Annotated in this window: 19 protein-coding genes and 1 tRNA gene; 9 read left to right on the forward strand and 11 right to left on the reverse strand. The window is 43.5% G+C overall.

Annotated features, from left to right (window positions below; all coding sequences use genetic code 11):
- Positions 1-10 precede the first annotated feature (10 nt).
- A complete protein-coding gene (locus DUE52_RS21800) occupies positions 11-1,114 on the reverse strand; it encodes an LBF_2804 family protein (RefSeq protein ID WP_114408175.1) in 1,104 nt (367 codons plus the stop codon).
- Between the two features lie 65 nt (positions 1,115-1,179).
- Entirely contained in the window at positions 1,180-2,478 is a 1,299-nt protein-coding gene (locus tag DUE52_RS21805; protein ID WP_114408176.1) for a Gfo/Idh/MocA family protein, read from the reverse strand.
- Between the two features lie 318 nt (positions 2,479-2,796).
- Here DUE52_RS21805 and ubiE point away from each other — a divergent pair, with 318 nt between their 5' ends.
- The 3 genes from ubiE to DUE52_RS21820 all read left to right on the forward strand — a co-directional run bounded on the left by ubiE (position 2,797) and on the right by DUE52_RS21820 (position 4,457).
- On the forward strand, positions 2,797-3,522 hold the full coding sequence (ubiE, locus tag DUE52_RS21810) for a bifunctional demethylmenaquinone methyltransferase/2-methoxy-6-polyprenyl-1,4-benzoquinol methylase UbiE (RefSeq protein ID WP_114408177.1): 726 nt from the start codon (positions 2,797-2,799) through the stop codon (positions 3,520-3,522).
- Complete coding sequence (gene porT / locus DUE52_RS21815) at positions 3,468-4,208, forward strand: type IX secretion/gliding motility protein PorT/SprT (protein WP_114408178.1); 741 nt, start codon at positions 3,468-3,470, stop codon at positions 4,206-4,208. The genes ubiE and porT overlap by 55 nt, the downstream gene beginning before the upstream one ends.
- A 174-nt stretch (positions 4,209-4,382) precedes the next feature.
- Positions 4,383-4,457, forward strand: a tRNA-Val gene (locus tag DUE52_RS21820).
- Between the two features lie 112 nt (positions 4,458-4,569).
- On the opposite strand, the gene DUE52_RS21825 is transcribed toward DUE52_RS21820, so the two are convergent.
- From DUE52_RS21825 to DUE52_RS21835, 3 genes are read right to left on the reverse strand one after another with little or no spacing between them, the layout of a single operon-like run.
- The gene (locus DUE52_RS21825; RefSeq protein WP_114408179.1) at positions 4,570-4,914 is read right to left on the reverse strand and encodes a hypothetical protein; all 345 of its coding nucleotides are present in this window, start codon (positions 4,912-4,914) and stop codon (positions 4,570-4,572) included.
- A 3-nt stretch (positions 4,915-4,917) separates the two neighbouring features.
- Positions 4,918-5,310 (reverse strand): hypothetical protein, encoded by a 393-nt coding sequence (locus DUE52_RS21830; protein WP_114408180.1) that lies wholly within the window; start codon positions 5,308-5,310, stop codon positions 4,918-4,920.
- A gap of 4 nt (positions 5,311-5,314) precedes the next feature.
- Positions 5,315-6,673: a DUF8370 family protein gene (locus tag DUE52_RS21835; protein WP_114408181.1), complete on the reverse strand. Its 1,359-nt coding sequence runs from the start codon at positions 6,671-6,673 to the stop codon at positions 5,315-5,317.
- Positions 6,674-6,755: 82 nt separating this feature from the next.
- Between DUE52_RS21835 and DUE52_RS32155 the strand changes: the two genes are divergently transcribed.
- Positions 6,756-7,160, forward strand: a complete 405-nt coding sequence (locus DUE52_RS32155; RefSeq protein ID WP_133299903.1) for a hypothetical protein — start codon at positions 6,756-6,758, stop codon at positions 7,158-7,160.
- Here DUE52_RS32155 and DUE52_RS21840 read toward each other — a convergent pair.
- From DUE52_RS21840 to DUE52_RS21850, 3 genes are all read right to left on the reverse strand, one after another.
- Positions 7,131-8,018 (reverse strand): DUF8464 domain-containing protein, encoded by an 888-nt coding sequence (locus DUE52_RS21840; protein ID WP_114408182.1) that lies wholly within the window; start codon positions 8,016-8,018, stop codon positions 7,131-7,133. The genes DUE52_RS32155 and DUE52_RS21840 overlap by 30 nt on opposite strands.
- A gap of 260 nt (positions 8,019-8,278) precedes the next feature.
- Positions 8,279-9,496 carry a VapE domain-containing protein gene (locus DUE52_RS21845; RefSeq protein WP_114408183.1) on the reverse strand — a complete coding sequence of 406 codons (1,218 nt, stop codon included), beginning with the start codon at positions 9,494-9,496 and terminating at the stop codon, positions 8,279-8,281.
- 95 nt (positions 9,497-9,591) lie between these two features.
- Entirely contained in the window at positions 9,592-10,839 is a 1,248-nt protein-coding gene (locus DUE52_RS21850; RefSeq protein ID WP_114408184.1) for a site-specific integrase, read from the reverse strand.
- Between the two features lie 406 nt (positions 10,840-11,245).
- On the opposite strand from DUE52_RS21850, the gene DUE52_RS21855 reads away from it, so the two are divergent.
- The gene (locus tag DUE52_RS21855; RefSeq protein WP_114408185.1) at positions 11,246-11,680 is read left to right on the forward strand and encodes a helix-turn-helix domain-containing protein; all 435 of its coding nucleotides are present in this window, start codon (positions 11,246-11,248) and stop codon (positions 11,678-11,680) included.
- Between the two features lie 66 nt (positions 11,681-11,746).
- On the opposite strand, the gene DUE52_RS21860 is transcribed toward DUE52_RS21855, so the two are convergent.
- Together DUE52_RS21860 and DUE52_RS32160 are read right to left on the reverse strand one after the other, a co-directional pair.
- Complete coding sequence (locus DUE52_RS21860) at positions 11,747-14,233, reverse strand: HD domain-containing protein (RefSeq protein WP_114408186.1); 2,487 nt, start codon at positions 14,231-14,233, stop codon at positions 11,747-11,749.
- Positions 14,234-14,978: 745 nt separating this feature from the next.
- Positions 14,979-15,275, reverse strand: coding sequence for a helix-turn-helix domain-containing protein (locus DUE52_RS32160; RefSeq protein ID WP_114408187.1), 297 nt, complete (start codon positions 15,273-15,275; stop codon positions 14,979-14,981).
- Between DUE52_RS32160 and DUE52_RS21870 the strand changes: the two genes are divergently transcribed.
- From DUE52_RS21870 to DUE52_RS21885, 4 genes are all read left to right on the forward strand, one after another.
- Positions 15,217-16,389 carry a hypothetical protein gene (locus DUE52_RS21870; RefSeq protein WP_133299905.1) on the forward strand — a complete coding sequence of 391 codons (1,173 nt, stop codon included), beginning with the start codon at positions 15,217-15,219 and terminating at the stop codon, positions 16,387-16,389. The two genes, DUE52_RS32160 and DUE52_RS21870, sit on opposite strands and share 59 nt — an antisense overlap.
- Before the next feature lie 66 nt (positions 16,390-16,455).
- On the forward strand, positions 16,456-17,364 hold the full coding sequence (locus tag DUE52_RS21875) for a DUF4339 domain-containing protein (protein WP_114408189.1): 909 nt from the start codon (positions 16,456-16,458) through the stop codon (positions 17,362-17,364).
- A gap of 12 nt (positions 17,365-17,376) precedes the next feature.
- Positions 17,377-18,600 carry a DUF4339 domain-containing protein gene (locus DUE52_RS21880; RefSeq protein WP_114408190.1) on the forward strand — a complete coding sequence of 408 codons (1,224 nt, stop codon included), beginning with the start codon at positions 17,377-17,379 and terminating at the stop codon, positions 18,598-18,600.
- Between the two features lie 145 nt (positions 18,601-18,745).
- Positions 18,746-18,994 (forward strand): hypothetical protein, encoded by a 249-nt coding sequence (locus DUE52_RS21885; protein ID WP_114408191.1) that lies wholly within the window; start codon positions 18,746-18,748, stop codon positions 18,992-18,994.
- Between the two features lie 105 nt (positions 18,995-19,099).
- On the opposite strand, the gene DUE52_RS21890 is transcribed toward DUE52_RS21885, so the two are convergent.
- Positions 19,100-21,817, reverse strand: coding sequence for a hypothetical protein (locus DUE52_RS21890; RefSeq protein WP_114408192.1), 2,718 nt, complete (start codon positions 21,815-21,817; stop codon positions 19,100-19,102).
- Positions 21,818-22,002: the final 185 nt, after the last annotated feature.

The following is a 22,002-nucleotide window of genomic DNA, read 5'->3' on the forward strand; positions in this document are numbered from 1 at the left end:
ATTTCCGAAATTACACCCACAACCCCTCTCCGCGCACGAAGTTTTTGCGAAGGGACTCCACTTCGGCTTCGGAAGTCGTCAGAATGCCCGCTTTCTGCAACTGCCGGAGCCGGTTTCGCTCCAGCGACGACAGATGACCGTCGATGAGAATGGTGAAAACAAAAAGCCGTTCCAACCCGTGCCGGACCGCATCGGGACAAGTCGCCAGTTGTTCGGGGAACTCTTCGATTTTAGCCACCTTTTCCAGATCGGCATCGATGGAAAACCGGGACATAACGGCTTCCCGGAGCAACAGATGGGCGTAATTTTCGGGGCGGACAGAAACCGCTGCGAACTGCAAAACGCTGGGGAGCAGTTGCCTAAAAGCCGGTTCGCGGCCAAACTCCTCGACGAGTTCGTTGGTAAACTGCCGGATGGTCAACGGGGCCATCACCCGGAGTTGAGCCTGTTGCAGAATGCGGTAGGTGGCCCAGCTAATCCAGATGGCAGCGACCAGGGTGCTGGTTGAAATGGTCACGATGGGCGCAACGGCCCGTTCACTGCCCAGCCGGAGAATCCATTGAACCAGACCGTTGCAGGCAAAAGCCAGTAACAAAACCGTTATCAAATACCCGGACAACGTCCACGGCAGCAGGGGCCGCGGACTCATCCGGAGCCGGAACAGGCCCCGTGGAGGGCTGTTCTCGGCCAGTTGATTAATGTGACGGGTAAATGCTATATCATGAAACCTCGGGAACTGACACGTCATTTCAATCAGACGAACCGCCCCGGTATAGACCAGCAGCAACGCATGCAGAACCAGGTAAAGTACCAAAACCGCAAACAGAACACTGATCAGAGGCCAGTCGCCCAGGGCGGTATGGGTTTTTGCAAACCAACTCGCCCAGAGCGTATGGGGCAGGTAAACGACCCAGATACCGAACACCACCAGAGCCGATGACACCAGCATCGTGGCGCCTTTGATCCGGTAGAGGGCGTGGCGCTCCGCGTTGTTCAGCACAAAAGGCTCATCGGAGGGATGTTCGGTATGCATGGCACGGGCCAGATAACGAAGTGTTGTCCGGCCAGCGGTGGCCTGGTCGAAATCGCCAGAGGAATCGGTTGAGTCGGACATGAATAGTAACAGCTTACTTCTACTATAACCGGATTAGGGGGTAAGCTGTTTGCATACCCACGGACTTACACCGGATATTTCCACTCACCCCGGTATTCGCGGCTCAGCAGTTTATTGGCTTCGGCATCGCCCTTGATCACTTCTTTTTCCCCATCCCATTCCACACTACGGCCCAGTTTATACGACAGCATCCCCAGCAGGGCCATATTGGTAGACCGGTGGCCGATTTCGATGTCGCAGGTCGGCAGGCTTTTCGTCTTGATGGCTTTCAGAAAATCGTCCCAAAGCTGGGCAATGTTCTGGTCGTCCGGTTTGTTCAGTTGCGCATCCTGATGAATCACTGGCTTTTTCGAATCCGCCGGGTAGAACGTCCAGCCGTCCATCCAACCCATGTGAAAGGTGCCTTCTGTACCGTAAAAATAGACGCCCACGGCCTGCTGCGGGTGCGTTTTTTCGGCATTGTTCCCGGCAAAGGTCCGGTGTTCCCAAACCGCCGTGAAGTCTTCGAACTCAAAACTGGTCACCTGGTGGTCGGGGGCATCGGTATTGTCCTGTTTAATAGCCCGTCCGCCGGTCGAAAAGACCTTTTTCGGGTATTTCTCTTCCGTCCACCACAAAATCTGGTCCATCCAGTGAATGCCCCAATCGCCCAGCGTGCCGTTGGCGTAATCCAGGTAATTCCGGAAACCGCGTGGGTGCATCGTGCGGTTGTAGGCCCGCAGCGGAGCCGGGCCACACCAGAAATTCCAGTCCAGTTCTTTGGGCGCTTCCTCGTCGGCAACTTTCTGCCCCGCTCCACCGGCATAATGCACGAACGCACGGGCCATGCCAATTTTACCGGCTTTCCCCGATTTCAGGAATTCCATCCCGGAAACATTGTGCGGAGAAACCCGCCGGTGCGTTCCCACCTGGCAGACCTTGCCGGTTTGCCGGGCGGTTCTCACCATGGCCCGGCCTTCGTTGATCGTGTGGCCAATCGGTTTCTCCACATACACGTGAGCGCCCTGTTTCATGGCTTCGATGGCAATGAGCGGGTGCCAGTGGTCGGGCGTGGCCACAATCACGATCTCGGGTTTTTCGCGGGACAGCATTTCCCGAAAATCCCGGTAGATTTTGGGTTTGTCGCTGGTCAGTTTGGAAAATTCTTCGGCGGTTTTTGTCAATTGCCGCTGGTCCACATCACACAGCGCCACGAGTTTCGACTGCCCGGACTGCATGGCGCAACGCAGGATGTTGTTGCCCCACCAGCCGGCGCCAACCAGGGCCGTGCGGTAGGTCGATTGTTGCGCCAGCGTGATCAACGGACGAGTGACCACCGCAGCACCGGCGAGGGCCGATGTTTTCAAAAATTCAGAACGATTCATAACAATGCAGGGAAGAAATAGTCCTCGAAAACTACGCAATCTGTGAGGTAATCACAAACTTTCTAACCAAGGGCACGTACCTTTGTGAAATTTGGTTTTGATGGTTAGGGGGTTGAATGGTTGTAAATGGCTGAATGGTTAAAAATGGTTGAATGGCTCAGAATGACATTTTCGACTGCATGGCTAAAGTCACCCAACCCTATTTAACCATAAAAACCATCCTGAGCCATTCAACCATTTATAACCATTCAACCATAAAAACCATCCTGAGCCATTCAACCCTATTGAACCATCTTAACCATCCAGCTTATCCAGTTTATGGCCGTCGTTCCGTATAAAGACAAAAATACCAGCAAGCGCGAGCAGGTCGAGGAGATGTTCGACTCGATTTCGCCGAAATACGACTTGCTCAATCACCTCCTCAGTGCCGGTATCGACATTGTGTGGCGCAAGAAGGCAATCCGGCTCCTGCAACCCGAGAAACCCAAAATGCTTCTCGACATTGCCACCGGCACGGGTGATTTTGCTATAGAAGCCCTGAAACTCAACCCCGACAAGATCATCGGGGTCGATATTTCGGAAGGCATGCTGTCGTTTGGGCGGGAGAAAATCCGCAAACTCGGGCACGAGGATAAGATCGAACTCCGCTCCGGCGATTCGGAAAGATTACCGTTTGCAGACAATGTTTTCGACGCCGTCATCGTTTCGTTTGGTGTACGCAATTTTGAAAATCTACTCAAAGGACTGACCGACATGCACCGCGTTACGCGGTCGGGCGGCACCTGCCTGGTACTGGAGTTTTCGAAGCCGCGCAAATTTCCGTTCAAGCAATTTTTTAGTTTTTACACGAATCGTTTCCTGCCGTTGATTGGCCGGCTGGTGTCGAAAGACGCTTCGGCTTATACGTACCTGCCCGAGTCGATGCAGGCGTTTCCGGACGGCCCCGATTTTATCCGGGTTCTTGAACAGGCAGGCTTTACGCAAACACGATGGATACCTCTTACATTTGGCATTTGTTCTATTTACACCGGAAAAAAAGTATAGCCCTCGGTTTGCTGCTGGCGATGCTGAGTCCGAATCTTCAGGCCCAGTCATCAATGAGATACCGTCGGATTCATTTGGAAGGGTACGACGACAAGACCATCCGCTACGGTTTTCTGTTTGCGGCTCCCGTCACCCGTTTCAACATCAAATACAGCGACGCTTACGTCAGTTCTGATTCGGCCCACCAACTTTATTCGCCCAGCAAAGTCGGTTTTCGGGTCGGTTTTGTCATGAATACCATCCTGAGCGAACATTTCGATGTACGGATTACGCCCGCAGTGTCGCTCTATTCCCGCTCGGTCGAATACAAGTATCCGGGTGGAACCGGCAAAAAAGAAGTGCGCGAATCGACCTGGCTGGAGTTTCCGGTTTTGCTGAAGTACAAGTCCAAACGGCGGATGAACTCGCGGATGTACGTCGTGGGCGGGGGTTCGCTCGGGATCGAAACCAACGTGCGTCGGCGCGAGGTGGCCGGTTCGAGCCGGTTGCTGACCAAAAACCGGGATCTGACGGTTGAATACGGGGTTGGATTCGAGCAGTTTTTCGAATTCTTCAAGTTTGCCCCCGAAATCCGGTTTTCACACGGGTTGGTCAACCTCTTCGAACCGGTGCAGGGCAATGCCGCCAACATCGGCATTCAGAAACTGCGCACCCACACGATAACGCTGTATCTGACCTTCGAATAAACCGGAGGCTGAGCGTGGGCACCAACGTCCCGAATGTCGATTCAAAAGCCCTGACGATGAATTGGTTGTAAAATAACTTGATTTTTTTTAGTGGAATGCTTGCAGAATGCCGCCGGAAGCCACTATATTTGCACTCCCAAACGACGCGAATGAGTCGCCGGGAAACACAGAAAAGGGAGTTTAGCTCAGCTGGTTCAGAGCATCTGCCTTACAAGCAGAGGGTCGGCGGTTCGAACCCGTCAACTCCCACAAAAATCGCAAAAACCCCTCAGAAATCATTTCTGAGGGGTTTTTCTTTTTCTTATTGGCTACCTAGTGTAAGTCATTCCACATAAATAGCGCATAATTTGCTTCATTTATTCTAGTCCCAAGATGTTAAGTCAAAGCTAGTTGATGGAATATTTTGACTTCTAAACCTACGTAAAGCGGCTTCGTATTGAACTATCACGATTACAGTATCACTATAAGAAGGTAGCGAATCTTTATCTAGAATTTCTAAAAAATCATTAACGGGTTGATCTTTGAAAAGTTCTTTAGCTGGAATCAAAATCTTATTGATCATATTTACTTTAGCTAAGCTTAAAATTCCGTCTTGCTTTTTATTCGCAAAGGATTTTATTTCTATTAAAACAGAGCTTAATAAAGGTTCAACCATATAGAATATATCCAATTCCTTTTTTGAAATTGTGTTTTCTTGCTTTTCCATAAACTAATAGCGATTGATAGAACCGTCCCTTTTAAAATTACGTTTAGATTCATGATCACTAATCTCATCATCAATAATCCAATAAAGTTTGCTATTCCGGTAAGCCGTGAACATATCGTAGAAACTTGCAGTACTTTTAAGATATTGAGCAAGTATTAAAACTACGTCGCTATTTGTAGGAACATCTTCTACATTGAAAATAGTAAAATCAGGAAATGGCATAAAATCTTGGCTAAGAATATCATTTAACATCCCTAACGTTTGATTTATAAACTTTAGCTTAAAAGTGTTTATAGCACCATCTGGTGATTTTTTAGCTAATATGCTGACTTCATCATAGAAAGCCCTTAACTGTGTGTATGCCTTTTCTAATGGCTCAATATTATTTTCTTTCATGATTTTATGATGGACAACTTCTTGTAAATTCTACATATTTTTTTTTAATTACTTCAATTGGCAACCTTTGTTTACTTTCGTAAACTTCACACATTAGTTTTAAATCTTCATCATCTAAAATCAAAATACTCCGTCTTTGTCCCGCCCAAAGGTCAATAGTATTTTGATAAATCTTTTTAGGAGGTCTCTTTCGAGTAAATATTACACCAAATCGTCCAAATTGATTTGTAAGATAACGATTCACTTGATTTATATGCTCTCTCTCAACTTCAGCAACATTTTTTAGTTCCACCACTAGCTGCCTACATTCATAATCATCATAAATATCTTTTAAAAAATCAAATGAACGATTATTATAGAAAATTAGGTCTCGTATCTGGCTACCAGATTCAATCCGGCTTTGCTCTTTAGCAAAATCAAGATGTGGATATAACATTGATGCAAGTAATTGAACCATGTTATCTTCATAACTTTTATCAGCATTATCAACCTTTCCAGTTGGTAAGCCAAGTATAGTTTTTAGTTTGCGCTTAGCAGAAGTTATTGGAATCTGGTTAAATAATGGGTCGCTCTTACAATTTCTAATTTCCAGTTCTTTAGACCTAACAAATGCTTCAATTAGGCCGTAATTATGTCTATTATACTCCAATATATCAACACGATCTAGTGTTCTATCTGAATTTTCTTGATAGATAGCTGAATTAAAATATTCATCAAAGTTAATGAATGGAACAAATCTTAGCCATCTCTTTGGGACTAATATTATTGGCAATTCAGATTCAGGGTTGTAAGGTAATGGTACTACTTCATTCCTAAAACTCAAAGTCCTTACATCAAAAATAGAAATTTGAAATTCTTCGGTTGGAATTTTATATTTCCTACATTCTTGAATCGTTGAATCAATTAAAAATGACTTGATAAATGAACATGTAATATCACTTATCCTATCTTTAGAAACATTTTCTACTAATAATTGAATCTCTTCTAAATGTGTTAATCCATTCGCGCCGATCTGAGGCACGTTTTTATATAAATCTAGAATGGCAATTGCAGTTTTTTCTCCAATTCGCCTTCCCACTTTAGTCTTTGAATTACCTAAACCAACTTCATCACATTCGCTAGCATTGATAATAATACTTATAGATCTGTCATCTCCTTTTTGATACAGCCTTCCAAGTCTATTCATTACAGAAATCAAGTTCAAATGTAAAGAATGATCTTGCTGAGATGGGCTAGCATAAAGTAAGAAAGGGTCAACATATAAAGGTATATCTTCATCTAGAAAAGGTATAGCAAAACTTACTTCATCTTGAGTAAAAGGTATGTCAAAATAATCATTTAGTCGTGGACGGACTATAGCCATACTATTTGTTTCTTATAGTAAATTTCCGTAAATTAAACAGTAAATTCTTAACAAACAAATAGTAAAAAAAACGGTAAATTTTATGGTATTAGAAGCTATTTCTCAATGTACGGTATGCGGTAAAGGATTCCCTTACCGTAAAAGCAAACTGTTTTGTTCCAATGCTTGTAAACAGCAAGCTTATCTAAGTAGTAAAACGGGCATCCCATTACCAAATATCAAAGAAACTTCTGTTTATGACTTTTCAATGGTCGAATTTGGGGAATATTTGAAATTGGCAAATAATGGAATGGATTTGCTTTTTTACTGCTTCTTGCGACGAAACCTGAAAGGCAAGCCCGATTTAATTCAAATTGTTTCTTATTTTGAAGCGATCTGTCGTGCTAGCGGTTCTTGGTGGGATTACTTTGAGAGTATTGAAAATACTAAAGCTTTCCAGAATTTCAGGGAAGATTTTTTAGGTTGCAAGTATTCTATTGGAACTTAAATTACTGACTAATAGCTCATTGAAATCTTTAAAGCCATAATAGACTTTCGAAAAGTCAGTAGCAATGGGTGAGGCTGACTTGATTTTACTAAATGCTTTTCGGCCTGCTTCATCTGTATCAAGAAATGAGCTTACTTTCTCATACTGTTTCAAGTCGGGCAAGATCTTAGTTAAGTTCGTTAATGAGTTGAGAATTACTACAGAAGCAGGTAAAGTAGGTTTCTTGTAGTATTCTAAAGCAGAAAGGAAATCAAAAAAGCCTTCGAAAAGTAAAACTGTTTTTGAGTCATTGACTTTGAACGTTGTAATAGCTTTGGGAGAAAATGAGCCTTTAAAATATTGATTCCGTACTTCATACCCGCCTAAATCATTCGGAAATCCTACAGCAAAATACTGCTTACCTTTTATTTTATAATTTACTTCTCTTAGGTAACGGGAGGCAATCTTGAATGAAATGCCCCTTCTTTCAACATACTGAGTTAACGCAAGGTGCTGTAGGGGTCTAACATTTATAATGCTAACACCAGTATTTTCGTAAGCAGAAGTGTGGCCGCTAAAAGAAAAAGATGTTACAGGCGGATTGAGCAAATAATTTTCGAGTAGCTGTAAGGCATCCAAAAACGTGCATTTACTGACATATTGAACTAGTGAAATAATGTCTCCCCTCCCTTCACCACTCCAATCAAAAAAAACGTTCTTTTTCGGATCAACAGCAAAAGACGGCGTCTTCTCGTTCGTGATTGGCGAACAATAAAAAAACTGTTGACCAGCTCTTTGAACAGGTCTAATGTTAATACTAACTAAATATTCGGTAATCGGAATTTGGCGAATCTGTTGGATAATTTCAGGGCTTTTCATTTACTTTTTCTTTAGCGGCAAATCTTTTCAATAAATCGCTTACTACGCTACTACAGTGGAGCTATCCAGCTGTTAATCAGAGCTTTTGTTGTAGTAGACTAGAAAAGATGTAGTAAGAGAGAATATGAATTAGTAGTAAGGAGCCTTATTTGTAGAAGCTTAAAAATTATTAACCCTACTACATGATAAATCACTATATACCAATACTTTACGTTAGTAATTAATGATTTGTAGTAATGTAGTAGGGGAATTAGAGAAAGCTATTCAAATTTGGCTTCTCCTACTTGCTGAGTTAACCAGTAGCCTTTAACTGGAAATGCAAAGTTTTCACGTCTAGCAGATATTTGCTGAAACCTTAATAAGGTTAGGGCTTTGCCAACATTATTTTCATGTATTTTCACTTTGCCATCCGTTAAAATGGTTAACCGTCGGGTTATCTCCGTTGCAGTCAGAAAGCTTGCTTTGGAAGCCTTCTTTTCAGCAGGTTTGAAATAGAAGTTTATTAGATCAATTTCCGCTGTAGTACGTTGATGCATGCGATTGTTACTTTCAGAGCATTCAAGTTCTGCACGCGTTAATTGATACTGAAACCCACTTTTTAGCAAAGCATAGGCTTGCGCCCAAAGGCCATTAATATCCACATTGGCTGAATAACCGTTTGGCCCGCCTGAATCGTGATTTATACCAGCTGTCTCAAATACTAGCCACCGAACGTTTCCGGTTTCGTCGGTTAAAAACTCGCGTTGATTTGTACTTCCAAGGAAACTTGCCCGCCGTCGAATTGTGGTTTCCCGTTCGGCATAGGGTCGCCGGATTTTTACTAACTCTTCTGTCAGATAGGCTTTGAATTTGTTGGTATCCGATTTAGACAGAGACGAAAGCTCGTCAAGGTTGATTAGGAAATTTTCCCCTAAAGCGATACGCCCGTCCTTATTCTCAAAGTCTATATTCTCTTTATAGTACTTCTGTAAAGAGGGCGGGCATAGGAAACGTAAAAAAGACGTTTTACCATCATTTTGTTTCCCATAAAGCACGAAACACTGTTTATTAAATTTTGCTTCTCCTATTGAACAAGCCACTGAACGAACCAACATTTTACGAAACATAGTCAAAAACCACTCAGGGTCGTTAACCGTCACATAGGATGCTAATTGGCCTATGTAATCGGGTTGGGTATCATCCCAGGGAGGAAGGCTTTCAAAGTAGGTCTTAAAAGGATCAAACTCAGGAATGTAGCTTGAGCGTAGAAGGGCTTTTAATTGGTCTTTGAACCGGCTAAAGCCTATTTCATAAAGTTCACGAAGAATGTTATTTTCATTCATTTCTTGAAAACTAGCTATTCCATTGCGCTGGTATTCAAGAATGTTTGCTACCACATCAAGCCGGAATTTGTACCGCTCGGAAAGGTAGGTTCGGATTTGGGTAATAATAGGTTGCCGACTATTTGAAACAGTCGAATCTTGGCTTATATTTGCCATAAGAAAATTGTAAAATGGTTAGAAATGAAGGTCTTACCGTGACTACGATTTAAGCCCGCTCACTATTACCGTAGTGAGCGGGCTTTATTTTGATGTTATGTTGTTATGGCTGGAAACTTACGTTTAGCCAAATCATTCATCTCTCGAACTATCGTTTGTTCCATCGTCACGGCGTAATGGTTAGCGGTAGTGGAAAATGAGGAATGACCTAAAATGGATTGAATCACTACGGGTGAAATACCGTTATTTACCATAAACGTAGCCGCCGATTTACGGCCTACATGAGTGGTCAAATGCTTACTAATTCCACACATACCACCAATTTCTTTTAAATAGCTGTTCATTCGCTGGTTTGTTATTGTGGGCATTAGCTTACCAAAATATTTGCAATAAGGCCAATCCTTATACTTTTCAATCAATACCAGGGCTGGTGGTAGAAGTGGAATTAAACAAGGGGTTTTGGTCTTTTCCCGCTTAACTCGCAAACAGCACATGCCATCTATAGTAGTCAGATTCTCTATGAGCGCATTTTTCATGTCCATATAAGCAAGTCCCGTATATACTTGAAAAAGAAATCCATCACGGACTAGATCAAAAGTGTCATTGAACAAATGGTGCGTTTTAAGCCGCTCAATTTCTTGTTCATCCAAATAGACAATGTTTACCCGCTCATGCTTCAGGCGGACATTTCGGAGGGGATTACGGGGTATCCATTCAGAATCTTCGGCATGGTTCAAAACCTGCATTGCCACCCGTATAACTTTATTGGCATAGTTCTTTGAATAACCTTTCTTGCCTTGCATATAGGTTATAACATCACTGACAAATACAGGCTTAATTTCAGCTAATCGAACGTTCCACTTCCCTGAATCCTTTAAGTAGTCATGCAAACGGTACTGAGCCGTTACAATTGCTTTGAGCGTACCTTTTGTTGTGACTTTTCCCGTTTGCTCCCGATAACGGATAACAACCTGCTCTAAAGCTTCTCGAAATAGTGGTGTTTTATCAGTATATCCCGCTTGCTTCATAACCATATCTGCAATGCGGCTTAAGTCAATATCTTCTCCTGATAAACTGACTTTCGAGAAAGCTTTTTCAAAATCAGATTTTCTACTTTGAAGTAATTGAGTAGCAGGACTATTATCCAGTACATAAAACGCCTTTGTATTTAGCGAGTTTGCTTTGCAGTAGATACCGGAATGAATTGTTTTCGTCTGTCCGTTGAACTTGATTTCAAACATGACTGGTGCAAGCCCTTGAGAGTTCTCAGCTTGTTTGCGTCTCCAACATATGACGCGAAAGGGTTTAATTCTTTTCTGCTTGGTATTTGTTTGAATTTCCATCGAAATGTATTTAAAGTGTAAAATCGGGTCTTTTTTGATCAGAGCTAGATATTAGATTAACTCAGTAATAGGTACTTGAAATACTTCTGACAAGCTTTTCAATTCGTCTGAGATTGGCTTTAGTTTACCGGCCATAAGCATACCCCATCGTTTCTGATTGATCCCTGTTCGTTGGTAAAAGCGTTCATTAAACTTGATTGAAAGTCCAATTCGACTTTCAAAGCTTTCAACTGCGCGGCTAATTGGAGTAGGTGATTGCATGTATTTTATTATTAAAGTGAATAATTAATCTCACAAAGATGCATATTATTCACTTAATGTGCAATATTTGATACATAAAGGATCAAATATTTTGTTTTGATTCTCATAATCAGTGCTTTCCTTTACAAAAAGAAAGCAAAGCACTATGGATGTTACGAAGAATATTAAAGCAATGAGGGAGAAGAAAGGCTTAAGGCAGGCAGATTTAGCTGAAAAGCTTGGTATGGAAAGAAGTAATTATAGCCGTTTGGAGAAAAGAGGAAACGACTTATCGATTAGGCAAATTGAAGAAATTGCAAATGCAATGGGAGTTTCGTTTTTTGAGCTTTTACTTCCTTTAGAGCACAAAGCCTTTAGCAAGGGTGCCTTAGTTATCAATGAACTCCAGAATAGAAATATATACCTTATGACTAATCAAAGAAAGTTGGAGGCTTTTATGACCCTTTTCATGGAAATGGGAGAAGGTTTGATTAGTCAATTTGGACTTACAAAAGAAGTCTTTAAAAAGCAGCTTGATCCAGAGGGGAAATTAGAAGAATGGGCTAAGGAAAAAGTGGAGAGCTTCAAAGAGCAACTCTAAAATTTTATTTCTAACATTTTATAAATATAGTTTCATAATTATTATCAAAATATGATTGATATACTTTTAATTTTTTAACAAAATAGACTTTTCAGAAAAAAACTTATTAATAAAATCCTTAAGTAAATTTTTCTTACTCTCAGAATATTTACATTCATTTAATACCCCAAGATAAATAGATTTCTCTAATGCATAATTAAATAAAAGTAATATTTCGTTATCTAAATCATTACGAGAAACATTTGCATAAACTTTCTTATTTAATATATTAATCTTAAAATCGTGAATTACAAATAAATTGGTTAGGTAAGTACTAAAAAATGAATACCTCGATACCCATACATTTCGTAAATATGTCTTATATTTAAATGACGGATAGTAAATACCATCTTTTTTTTCAAATTTCTTATACTCTAATATCTCTGAATTATCCGACGAATGATGAGCTAATATTTTATGTTTATCAATTTTAATTTCACAATAAATATCATGACCTAATTCACCAAGTCTATCAAAGGTTAAATCATTAAAAATATAATCATTGCTAGCGTAAAGTCCACTATAAGGCTCTTTATATTGATTTTCATTTAATAATATGTATACAATTTCAATAGATTTCCGCATCATTTCCATAGCTTTTTCATGATCGTCACTGTAATAGTAAAGAGCTCTCTCATAATCTTTAGTTGTATCGTCATCTATTATAGGTAGACTCAAGTAATGTATACATCCATCAATAATATATGGCTTCAAATCTAAATCATTATCTATTTGAATAAACTCCTCTATAATATCATCATAAATGTACGAATCCCCCTCAAATATACTTTGATAATTAACAATAAATTCATCCTTAATTTCTATTGTAACAAACCCTTCAACACCTTCCATATATTTAGAAATATCAATTTTAGTATACTCTTTAGCATTACTCTGATTCATAGCTATCATATTAATGACATTGTCTTTAGTCGAATTATCAAAGTTTATTAATTCAAATTCTATATTATCCGTAATAAAAAATTCCTCAATAAAAGATTTTACATTTTTTATATCATTATTAAAAACTGCCATAAATGAAGAAAAATTTAATTCTATCTCAGTACCGCTAAATGATAAATCAACATTTTCAGAAATTGAGGTGTATTCACTGTCTTTTTCTAAATCAATAATATATTTTTCAGTTGACAAATAATGTCTTGTACCAACTTTCACAGTTGAAGAAAGCATAAAACAAGATAAAAATCCAATGCCATATGCTCCAATTGGTTGATATGAAAAATCTTTCAATTTAAAATCTTTTGAAGTATAATAAGATGACCCAATACTTAAAAAATGATTTTTAATAGTATTAATAGTCATACCTATCCCATTATCTTTAATAGAAACAATATTATCTTTTTTATTAAAGATAATTTTTATTTTAGGGATATACGCATCATCTTGGAAGGAAGCTTTTTTTTGTTCTTCTTCAAATCTTATTTTACAGGCATCAATAGAATTTTGAACAAGTTCTCTTAAACCAAGAGTTGCAGACCCGTAAATATGTTCTCCCATTAATAATTTACTAATTGCTTTAAAGTCTAAAATCATCTTATGATTTGAAAAAATATAACCTTTAGGTTCAATTTTATTTTCTATTTGATAGTCAAATAGAAAATAGTATTTCATATCCATTTTGCTAGTTAATAAAATACAATCGTAAAGCTCTTGCTGTACCCAATCTAAATAAGTAAGTACTTTTCTGTGTATACTAGGATTATCGCAACTTCCATAAAACACTATTTTATTTAATTTTGTACGTTGGTCTTTTTCTATTTTTTTATTATTACTAATAACAAAATGCTGTAGCCATTCTTTATCACTTATTAGTTTTGGTTTAATAAGCTTATATAGTTTATATGGGGTTCTTTGAGTATCAATATCTAAAATATCAGATATTCTAAGCAAGCATGCACAATATTGGGGGTTAAAAGTATAATCACCTTTTACTACATGGTTATTTAAATTTTTCAATATCCAATCTGTATTTTCAGTATGACTTTGACATATTAATGCAATTTCATGCGCAAAATTATTTGTGGCTTGATTAGGCAAATGTAGTTTATCAATTAAATTATTTTTTATATAGTTTGCCGATCTTTCGGCATGCATATCTCTAATAAATTCTTGAATTGCTATTGTTTCGTTCGAATAATATTTACTATAAGCAGAATAGTTACCTTTACTAGATACGTAATTATCATTTTTAATTTGAAGTATTTCATCATCCCAGACAGCCATTCCAATATCGTGAAGCAATGCAGAATAGCAAAGAACACAAATCTCTAGATCGCTCAGCTGACTAATATCGTTAATAAAATTATACATATATTCCATTATTCTGTTCGAATGGCCTGTATTATGCAGAGTATATGTACTAAAAACCACTTGTATTCTATTATTTAATATTATACTTGATTCTTCGTATATTTCAAATAACATTTTCAATAATGGACTTTTTCTTTTATTAAGTTCCATAATAAATCCTAAATCTTCAAAACTTATTTCCATAATTTAGATTAAATTTAGTCGAAATCAATTTTGCCAAATTCCAATTCCAATGTTTATTCTAATACTAAAATTACAATTCAACTTACATTTAACCTCGGACTTACATACTGATAGTCAATTAATTAATGAAAATCCAAGGCAAATTCAATACGTACAAATAATATAATAGTATTCTAATTAACAATTGAAAATAAATAAAAAATGTAACTAGCTGTATATCAATAAATTACTATCAATATTCGAATACGTCAACTCCCACCCTGAAAATCAAGTACGTAGCCACTTCGAAAACGAGGTGGCTTTTTTGTTTGATACACAATTTGCTACACAATTTCCATACTACTAGTTCAATTAGACAGTTTTCGTAGCTAAGAAAAGAGTTTTTTCAGAAGGGTGGTGAGAGGTGTTTTTTATCGCAAGACCATTTTTGAAATGCCCTAAAACGGCATATACCCAGAAAGCTAATCTGCTGGGCCTATTCTCTGCGCCGATATAGACGTCAGATGTTGTTCAAAAAGGATGGTTCTCCTACTGTAGTAAATCTCATGCCCCCTTTTTTGCCGAAAGGAATTTCGTATAGTTGAATCGTTCTATAAACACCTCAAGATAATCTTATTATCAAAAAGTGTATCGGACGATCGTATCAACCATGTGTTGCCCGATCACTAGTATTCAGAATCAATCAGAAGGGTATATGGAAATGTCCAGAGCATGATGATCTGATCAGTGACGAAACCAAATTTATCTAGTGCTCCTGTTGATTTTCAAATGGGGGTAATTCAAAATCAACCAATTCCTTCAAATCCACCTTCAGTGTACGAGCAAGTACTGCTATCATACTGAGCGTTACATTTACTTCACCACGCTCAATACGTCCGACCTGACTCAGCCAAAGTTCCGATTCATCAGCAAGAGCCTGCTGGGTCATTCCACGCTGCGTGCGGACCTTACGAAGCTGATGCCCAAATAACCGAAGTAACTCTTTGTCCCGAATTTTTACCACGGGACAAATAATTAACTTGATTCTTTCAATAAATAACACTTTTAAGTGCTATTTTGAAAAATTAGGTATCTTTGCTGCTGAATTTTCAATCAAAGACCCATTAAAAATGGAAAGTAATTCAACCATTTTAGTGCCAGCTAATAGCATATACCCCGATGGTGGTCTCTACCTCCGCTTTTTCCAAAAAGAGCTGTTCCTTCCCCTTGACGAACTGGGTTCCACCCAGTTCGTTGAAGAACGCGCCACGGATTTTTTGATGGACACGATTAGGGATGATTGGGGATTCACCTCTTCGTATGATTCGGCCATCAAGGAAGACTCTGAAAATCCGAAAGAAGCCAGCAAAACCGTTCGCATTCAGATTCCTTTGCCCAGCGGGAAAATCACCGAGGATATGGCCAAGCTTGAAACCCTGATCGGCTATACCCACGATGAAATCATCGGCATGAAGAGCCGATCAGATGACTATTCAACTACTCCGTTTGATCCCAACGCCATCCGAATCGCGTATTTCGGGCCGGGGATGAGCGAGCCACTCACCAACTTTGGCTTCGAGCATGATTACTCGGGTCAAAGCCTGTTTGGGGAGGGGCGGAGTACCTATTCCATCCGTTTACAGTTCCCAAATGGCTATTTTGATCCACAGGAGAATAAAGGAGGGGACGAACCAGTAAAAACAGGCGACTGGCATTTGAAAAGCCTTGGGCAGAAAATCCATCATCTAAGGACACAGGAGAAGGCCCCTCTGGTGTCTTTCCCAAAAAGTACGATTCCCACGATTTATGCCATCGGAACCTACCGCGAACAACCGTTAGGAAAAAAACAAACTGGGCGCTTGCCAGTGGTGGGGGGCGAATTTCCCCACGTATTTGTTGAACTCCCGAGCGGTAAGCAGTACCCGCTGAAGCATGAGGATGTCGTCCGCTACGAGACACCGAATGGAGAAGAAATCGACGTACTCTGGGCGGAAATCCACCTGAACGATGAAGTTATCACCCCGCGCTTTTTGCACCTTTCCTATGAAATTATTGATTACCTCATCAAATATGCTCCGGCAGCAAAAGGGAACCCGGGTTCGTTGAAAGCGGTGATTTTTGAAAGCGATAGCCGGACCATCCGTTGTTTTATGAGTTTGAACCTGTGGACCCCCTAACGGGTAAATTCCAAAACCTCCACCGGGTTGATTACTCTTGACCCATGTGAACTACGCTTACCCAGCATGCATCACCCAACGTATTACCTTGTCGAAAACGATCAGAGGCAAGGACCCTTTACCCGGGAGCAACTCGCCGGGCTTTCCCTAACGCCCAATACGCTGGTCTGGTATCCGGGATCGAAGCAATGGCAGCGGGCTTACCACGTCGAGGAAATCCGGAGGCTATTTCCAGCGTGGGAATCGGGGGAGACCATCGACCCCGAAGAAACAGCTAGCGAGAAGGCATCGACGGGTATGTATGTAGGGCTTATAATCGGCACCCTTGCTTTAGTGGTACTGGTCTATCTTTTTAGTCGTTCCGACTGGTCCACAATGAACCAAGCGGCAACGAAACCCGCCACTAAACACCGGTTGCCGCCAACAGCCAATGAGATTTCCGAAGCCCGACAGAAGCCACCAATCACCCCGGTAGAAGCAGATTCCATCATGGTCTTCGTGGATGAGCCTGCCAACGAGGAGCCCGAACAGGTACCCGGATTCGCCACCCAACCACCCATCGAGAACGGGTTGGAAAGCAGCGAGCAGCCCTCCTTCGCTATTTCGAACCTGATCGCCGACCCCGAAAACTACGCTCGCTGGAAAGGCCATTGGAGTCCAGTTAACGGAGATGTTTTTTCGGGCGATATGGCCCTCAAAAAGGATGGTTTGATCTTCTGGATAGCAGCACAACTTATACTCAACTGTACCGGGCGCTTCGAAGGCAATAAACTCATCCTGAGCTTTCAGGAAGAGGATGGCATTTCCAGCCTCACGTACCCTCGCAGTGGAAGTGATATTCTCGAAATGCAGCGTTTACCCAACGAACAATGCCAAATCCGATGGCTTAACGAAGAATTACGTCGCCAAGTCATCGCTATAGACCCGAACATTGAATCGGGATCGATCCTACGCAGAATACAAACTACTGATTAGCATTTGCCGTGTATGAACTATTATTTACTCCTGAATCGGGATCAACAGCTAGGACCTTTGGCCAAAGAGCAATTACTGGAAGCTGGGATGGTGCCGACATCACTGGTGTGGCACTCTGGCTTACCAGACTGGAAGCAAGCCGAAGAACTCCCGGAATTAGATGATCTTTTTCCAAAGCAAGAAACCCCGCCAATCCTGCTGGTCAACGAAGAAGTTCCTCCACCGATCCCCGATGATCTCCCGCCAGCCGTCCCGGATCTCGATACGATCCCACTCATCGAAGAGGAAAATCCGGAGTTTTCGCATGTGTCCGCACCTGCTCCGGTAGCCCTTGCCCTCAAGATCGTAGGGGTCATGGTGTTCGTTTTCGGGGGCTTTCTATTAATCTGGGATCGTATGCAGGAACGAGCCGCTAAAATTCCCCTAACCCAAATCGAAAAGCACCTTAATTATCAGGATTTCAACCCTCGGAAAAAAGAAACGATCCGAATAGAATACCGGGACCTGCTGCAAGCACATCCCGATAGCCCCGAGGCCAACTATTTACGGGGACGACTGGAAAACAAAGACAGCGCGACTACCGTCGAATACTTCCAAAAAGCCTTGGAACTAAAGCCAGATTTCTACTGGGGCCAGTTGGGAATGGGCGAATACTACACAAAACAGGAACAGTATCGCAAAGCCGAGGCCGCTCTACAGAAAGCCATTGCCCTCGAGGATCAGTTACCCTACGCCTATCTGGCTTTAGGTCAACTCTATGAACATCAAGGCCTTTACCGGCCTGACCTGAATTATACTGTTAAAATGGCCATGTTTCAGAAAGCAGAAAAACACTATCAACAAGCTAAGCGGCACTGCCAACCTGAAGCTCCACTTTTAAACCAAATTGTGGCGGCTCGCACTGATCTGGTCGAGCGGCAAAAACGGATCGAGGATTTTTCGCCATGTCATTCTTTTGCAGGTTTCTACCAAGGGAGTGCTTACATGGGAGCTATTACCGGTGGTCGTGCTTCGCTGGATCTAACCGAAGCATGTAATTGTATTCTATCCTATGATTTTGGCTATTATGGACAAGAAAATGAATCTGGAACGATCGTAAAAGAAAACGGGCGGTATATTTTTAGGGGCAGTGAAAAGATCGGCAAATACGAACAGCATCAAAAGTACAACATGGAGGTGTCGGCTAAACGAATCAAAATTTACGGTGACACATGGGGTGCTACCTTCCTGCGCTGACCGGCTGACACATAGATGGTTGAGGTACCTACACCGGATTGTCACAAACTCGGAGCCGGTTACCAATTGAGTAATCATACAAATCGGGATTTTCCGCAATCGTTGAATTTGAATAGTTACCCGTAAACCCCATTCAACCCAACTCATGACTTCCATCGAAATCAAAACCTACGAGGCTCTGAAAGAGAAACTGGGTCAGCAAGCGGCCCAGCAGTTGATGCAAACTATTTTTACCCTCCAGCAAGCCGGTGCAAAACCGGGACCCGAATCCGTTCCCACAACCCCCCAAGTTGAGCTTATGCTGGCCCGAATGAAAAGGCATTTGGTTCTGTGGCTGGCGGGTCTGTGGCTGATCCAGATGATCACCCTCGTTTCCCTGTTTCTTCACCTGTAATCCTCCTTCCGGGACCCTGCCAAAACCCCGGGACCTAAAAAAAGCCGAAGGTTTTAGACCCTCGGCTCGCCAGTGGATGGTGGATGATGATCATCGCTGGTTCCGTTACAGCCTCCCATTCCCCATCCGCAGGGATTCATTTACCTTCCCTCCGTTTAACCGCACCTGAAGCCCCGTTTCCAACGCCGACAGGACCTGTCGGTCGCCCGAGCGAATGACTTCGATCAACTGGCGCAACAGACTCCCCTGCTGATCGCTGGCTCCCGCCCCCAGCCATTCGGCCGGATGGGGCGTCGCCACCAGATAATCCCGGGGGTCGGGGCGGATCGCCCCCAGTGGTCCGGAAATCATCACTTCGCCTGCGGGGGAAATAACTGCATCCCGCACCGACCGGATTCCCCGCTGGCGATCATATTCAAACATCGCATTGCCGTGCAGGAGCTTTTCATCGAAGAAAACACTCTCCTTGTTCTCGAAATACCGCTGCACCGCGTTGCGAACCGGGCCCGTCAAATCAGTCCGGTTGCGCAACTCCGCCATTTCCTGCTGGCGGGTGATGATCCCCGCCTGTTTGGCCTGCTCGGCACTGGTCAACAAACCACTGTCGCCCGGCAGCCACTGAATCACCCGGATCAGGGAATCCGCCAGTTGATCGACGACTTTACCGTCCCCGAAGAGCTGGGCAATTTTCTCCTTGATGCGACTCATCGACTCCTCAAATTTCTGCTGGGCCGACAGGGTCCTAAGGTTGGTGGAGACCAGCTCACCCATGTCTTTGATGCGCTTTTCTTCGCTGATGCCCACGCGTTTGAGAATCTGTTCGTAGTCCTGCCGAAATTTAGCGTTGGTCACCAGCGCGTCGCCGTAGGTAGCCATCCGCTGCCGATCCAATTGCGAGAGATTCCCCGTCAGTTGGTCGTTGATGTCGGCAATGGCTTTCTTTTGAAACAACACGTCCGCGAGATCGGCCCGGGTCATGCCGATGGCTTCCGCCAAGGCTTTCTGGCCCATGACGTTCTGGCGTAAAAAGCCGTCGAGGCCACCGACCTGCTGGTCGATCTCCGACGTGAGGCCCTTCATGTCGCCCTGCAGGGCGAAGGCCCGGGCGCGTTCCAGATTCAGGTTCTTCCGGGTCAGCAGCTCGGCGTGGAGTTCCTTCTCGATCGAGGTCTGCCAGTCCAGCAACGACTCACCCATTTTATCAACCTGCTCCAGATTCATCCCCAACATTTTGGCCTGCGTGACGGCTTTGGCCAGTTCACCCGCCTGCCCTTTGAAATTGGCGCGGATTGTGCCGGTGGTTTTCAACGTGGCTTCCAGAATCGACTGGTCGTTCAACAAGATGCCGTGCCGGAGTTGTTCGATTTTGGAAATCCCCAAAATCTCATCGCGCACGTTGCGATTCAAATCCCCCGACAGAATCGTGTTCACGGCCAACCCCTGAACGGCTTCTTGGGAGAGAGCCATCAGTTTGCCCGATTCCGCCAGCGTCTGGTTGAGCTGGGCATTCAAAACGACGGATGTCCCCAGTGAGTCATTGAAACGCAGTTGCGAGCCCACCAGATCATCGAGGTTCACGCCTACCCCCGCCAAGGCGGTATGCTGCCCTTGCAGGGCATCGTACAACAGCCGTGCCTGCTGTTTGGAAACGGCAAACGAGCGGGCCAATTGCGTTACCCGCTCATCCGCTTTAGTCACGGAGTCCACTATCCATCCCCCGATCTCGAAGACGGCTTTCCAGCGGAGGAGCTTCCCCGCCAGCCCCTGTACCACGCCCGATAGGCCCGCTGAGGCCGCATTCATCGAAGGGCCGAACGAATTGCCCAACCCCGAAAACCGGCCCGGCAAACGGCTGGCATCGGCCATCCGGGCGGCTAGCTGGTGAGCGTCGAAGAAGCCCCCCAGCCGGGTCCCGCCAACGCCTTCCATCAGGTGGACCATGGAGGCCACCCCGGCTTTCAGATCCCCGATCTGCCGGGCTTTCTGACCCCAGATCGTTTCGGTTTCGCGTAGTAGTTTCTGTTCCTGTTTCAGGGCGGCCTGACTGGCCATGGCTCCGTCCCGCTGGGCTTTCAGACTACTAGCAATGCCCTTGGCGTAGCGGGAACGGTCGTGGGTCAGCTTCTCCATCAGGGCGCAGTGCTGCTCTTCTTCGGCCTTGAGCTGGGCGGTCAGGGCCTGTTTCTGCTGGCGGTTGGTGGTGGCTCGCTGCTCGGCCCTGAGCTTTTCCCGACGGACCTCGTAGTCATCCAGCAACGCCATTTCAGCCCCGGTCAGGGCCACCCGACTTTTCCAGTGTTTGGGGTCCACCAGTTTGTCCTGATACGCCTTGGATTTGGCCTGCACCGATTCGATGACGTCCACCAGAGCCCCTTCCGCCCGGATGCGCTGCCCACGCAGCTCCCCGAGCATTTTCTCGATGTCCCGGCGTTTGATGTCATTTCGCAGAAGCCCCTCGTCGAGCCGCTTTATTTTCTCGACCAACCCCAGATTATAGCGGTTGAGATCGTTCAGGGTGGTTTGTGTATTCTTTTCGGCTTTCAGGAATTGGGCCGCACGGGCGAGGTGTTGGGTGTACTGCTGGGCCCCTTGGGATAAATTGTGTTGTTCCTGCCGGGCTTCCACCAGACCCTTCAGCAGTTCGTCGTAATAGTCCCGGACTTCCGTCCGGTTCAGGAATTGACCAAACTGGGAATCGTCAATTTTCCGCCCCGTGGCGGACTCCTTGTTTTCGCGGAGGTAGTATTGAGCCGCCTGACGGATCAGGGTTTTCTGGTGGGCGGAGAGGTTGGCAAACTGGGGAGCGTCGAGGTAGTCTGGCATGCTTTGAGTCCTTTCGTATACATACAGTTGCGCCCGAAGCTAATTCCGTAAAGCTTGTCGAATCCAGTTAGTGTTTAATAGGAAGCTGGCGGTTCACCCTGATCGTTTCCCAAATTCACCCCATTAATTATCTAACTCATTATCAGACTCGTACATATAAGAAAATTGTCTATACTCGTACATAG

The sequence above is a fragment of the Larkinella punicea genome, assembly GCF_003334855.1.
Classification (GTDB): domain Bacteria; phylum Bacteroidota; class Bacteroidia; order Cytophagales; family Spirosomataceae; genus Larkinella; species Larkinella punicea.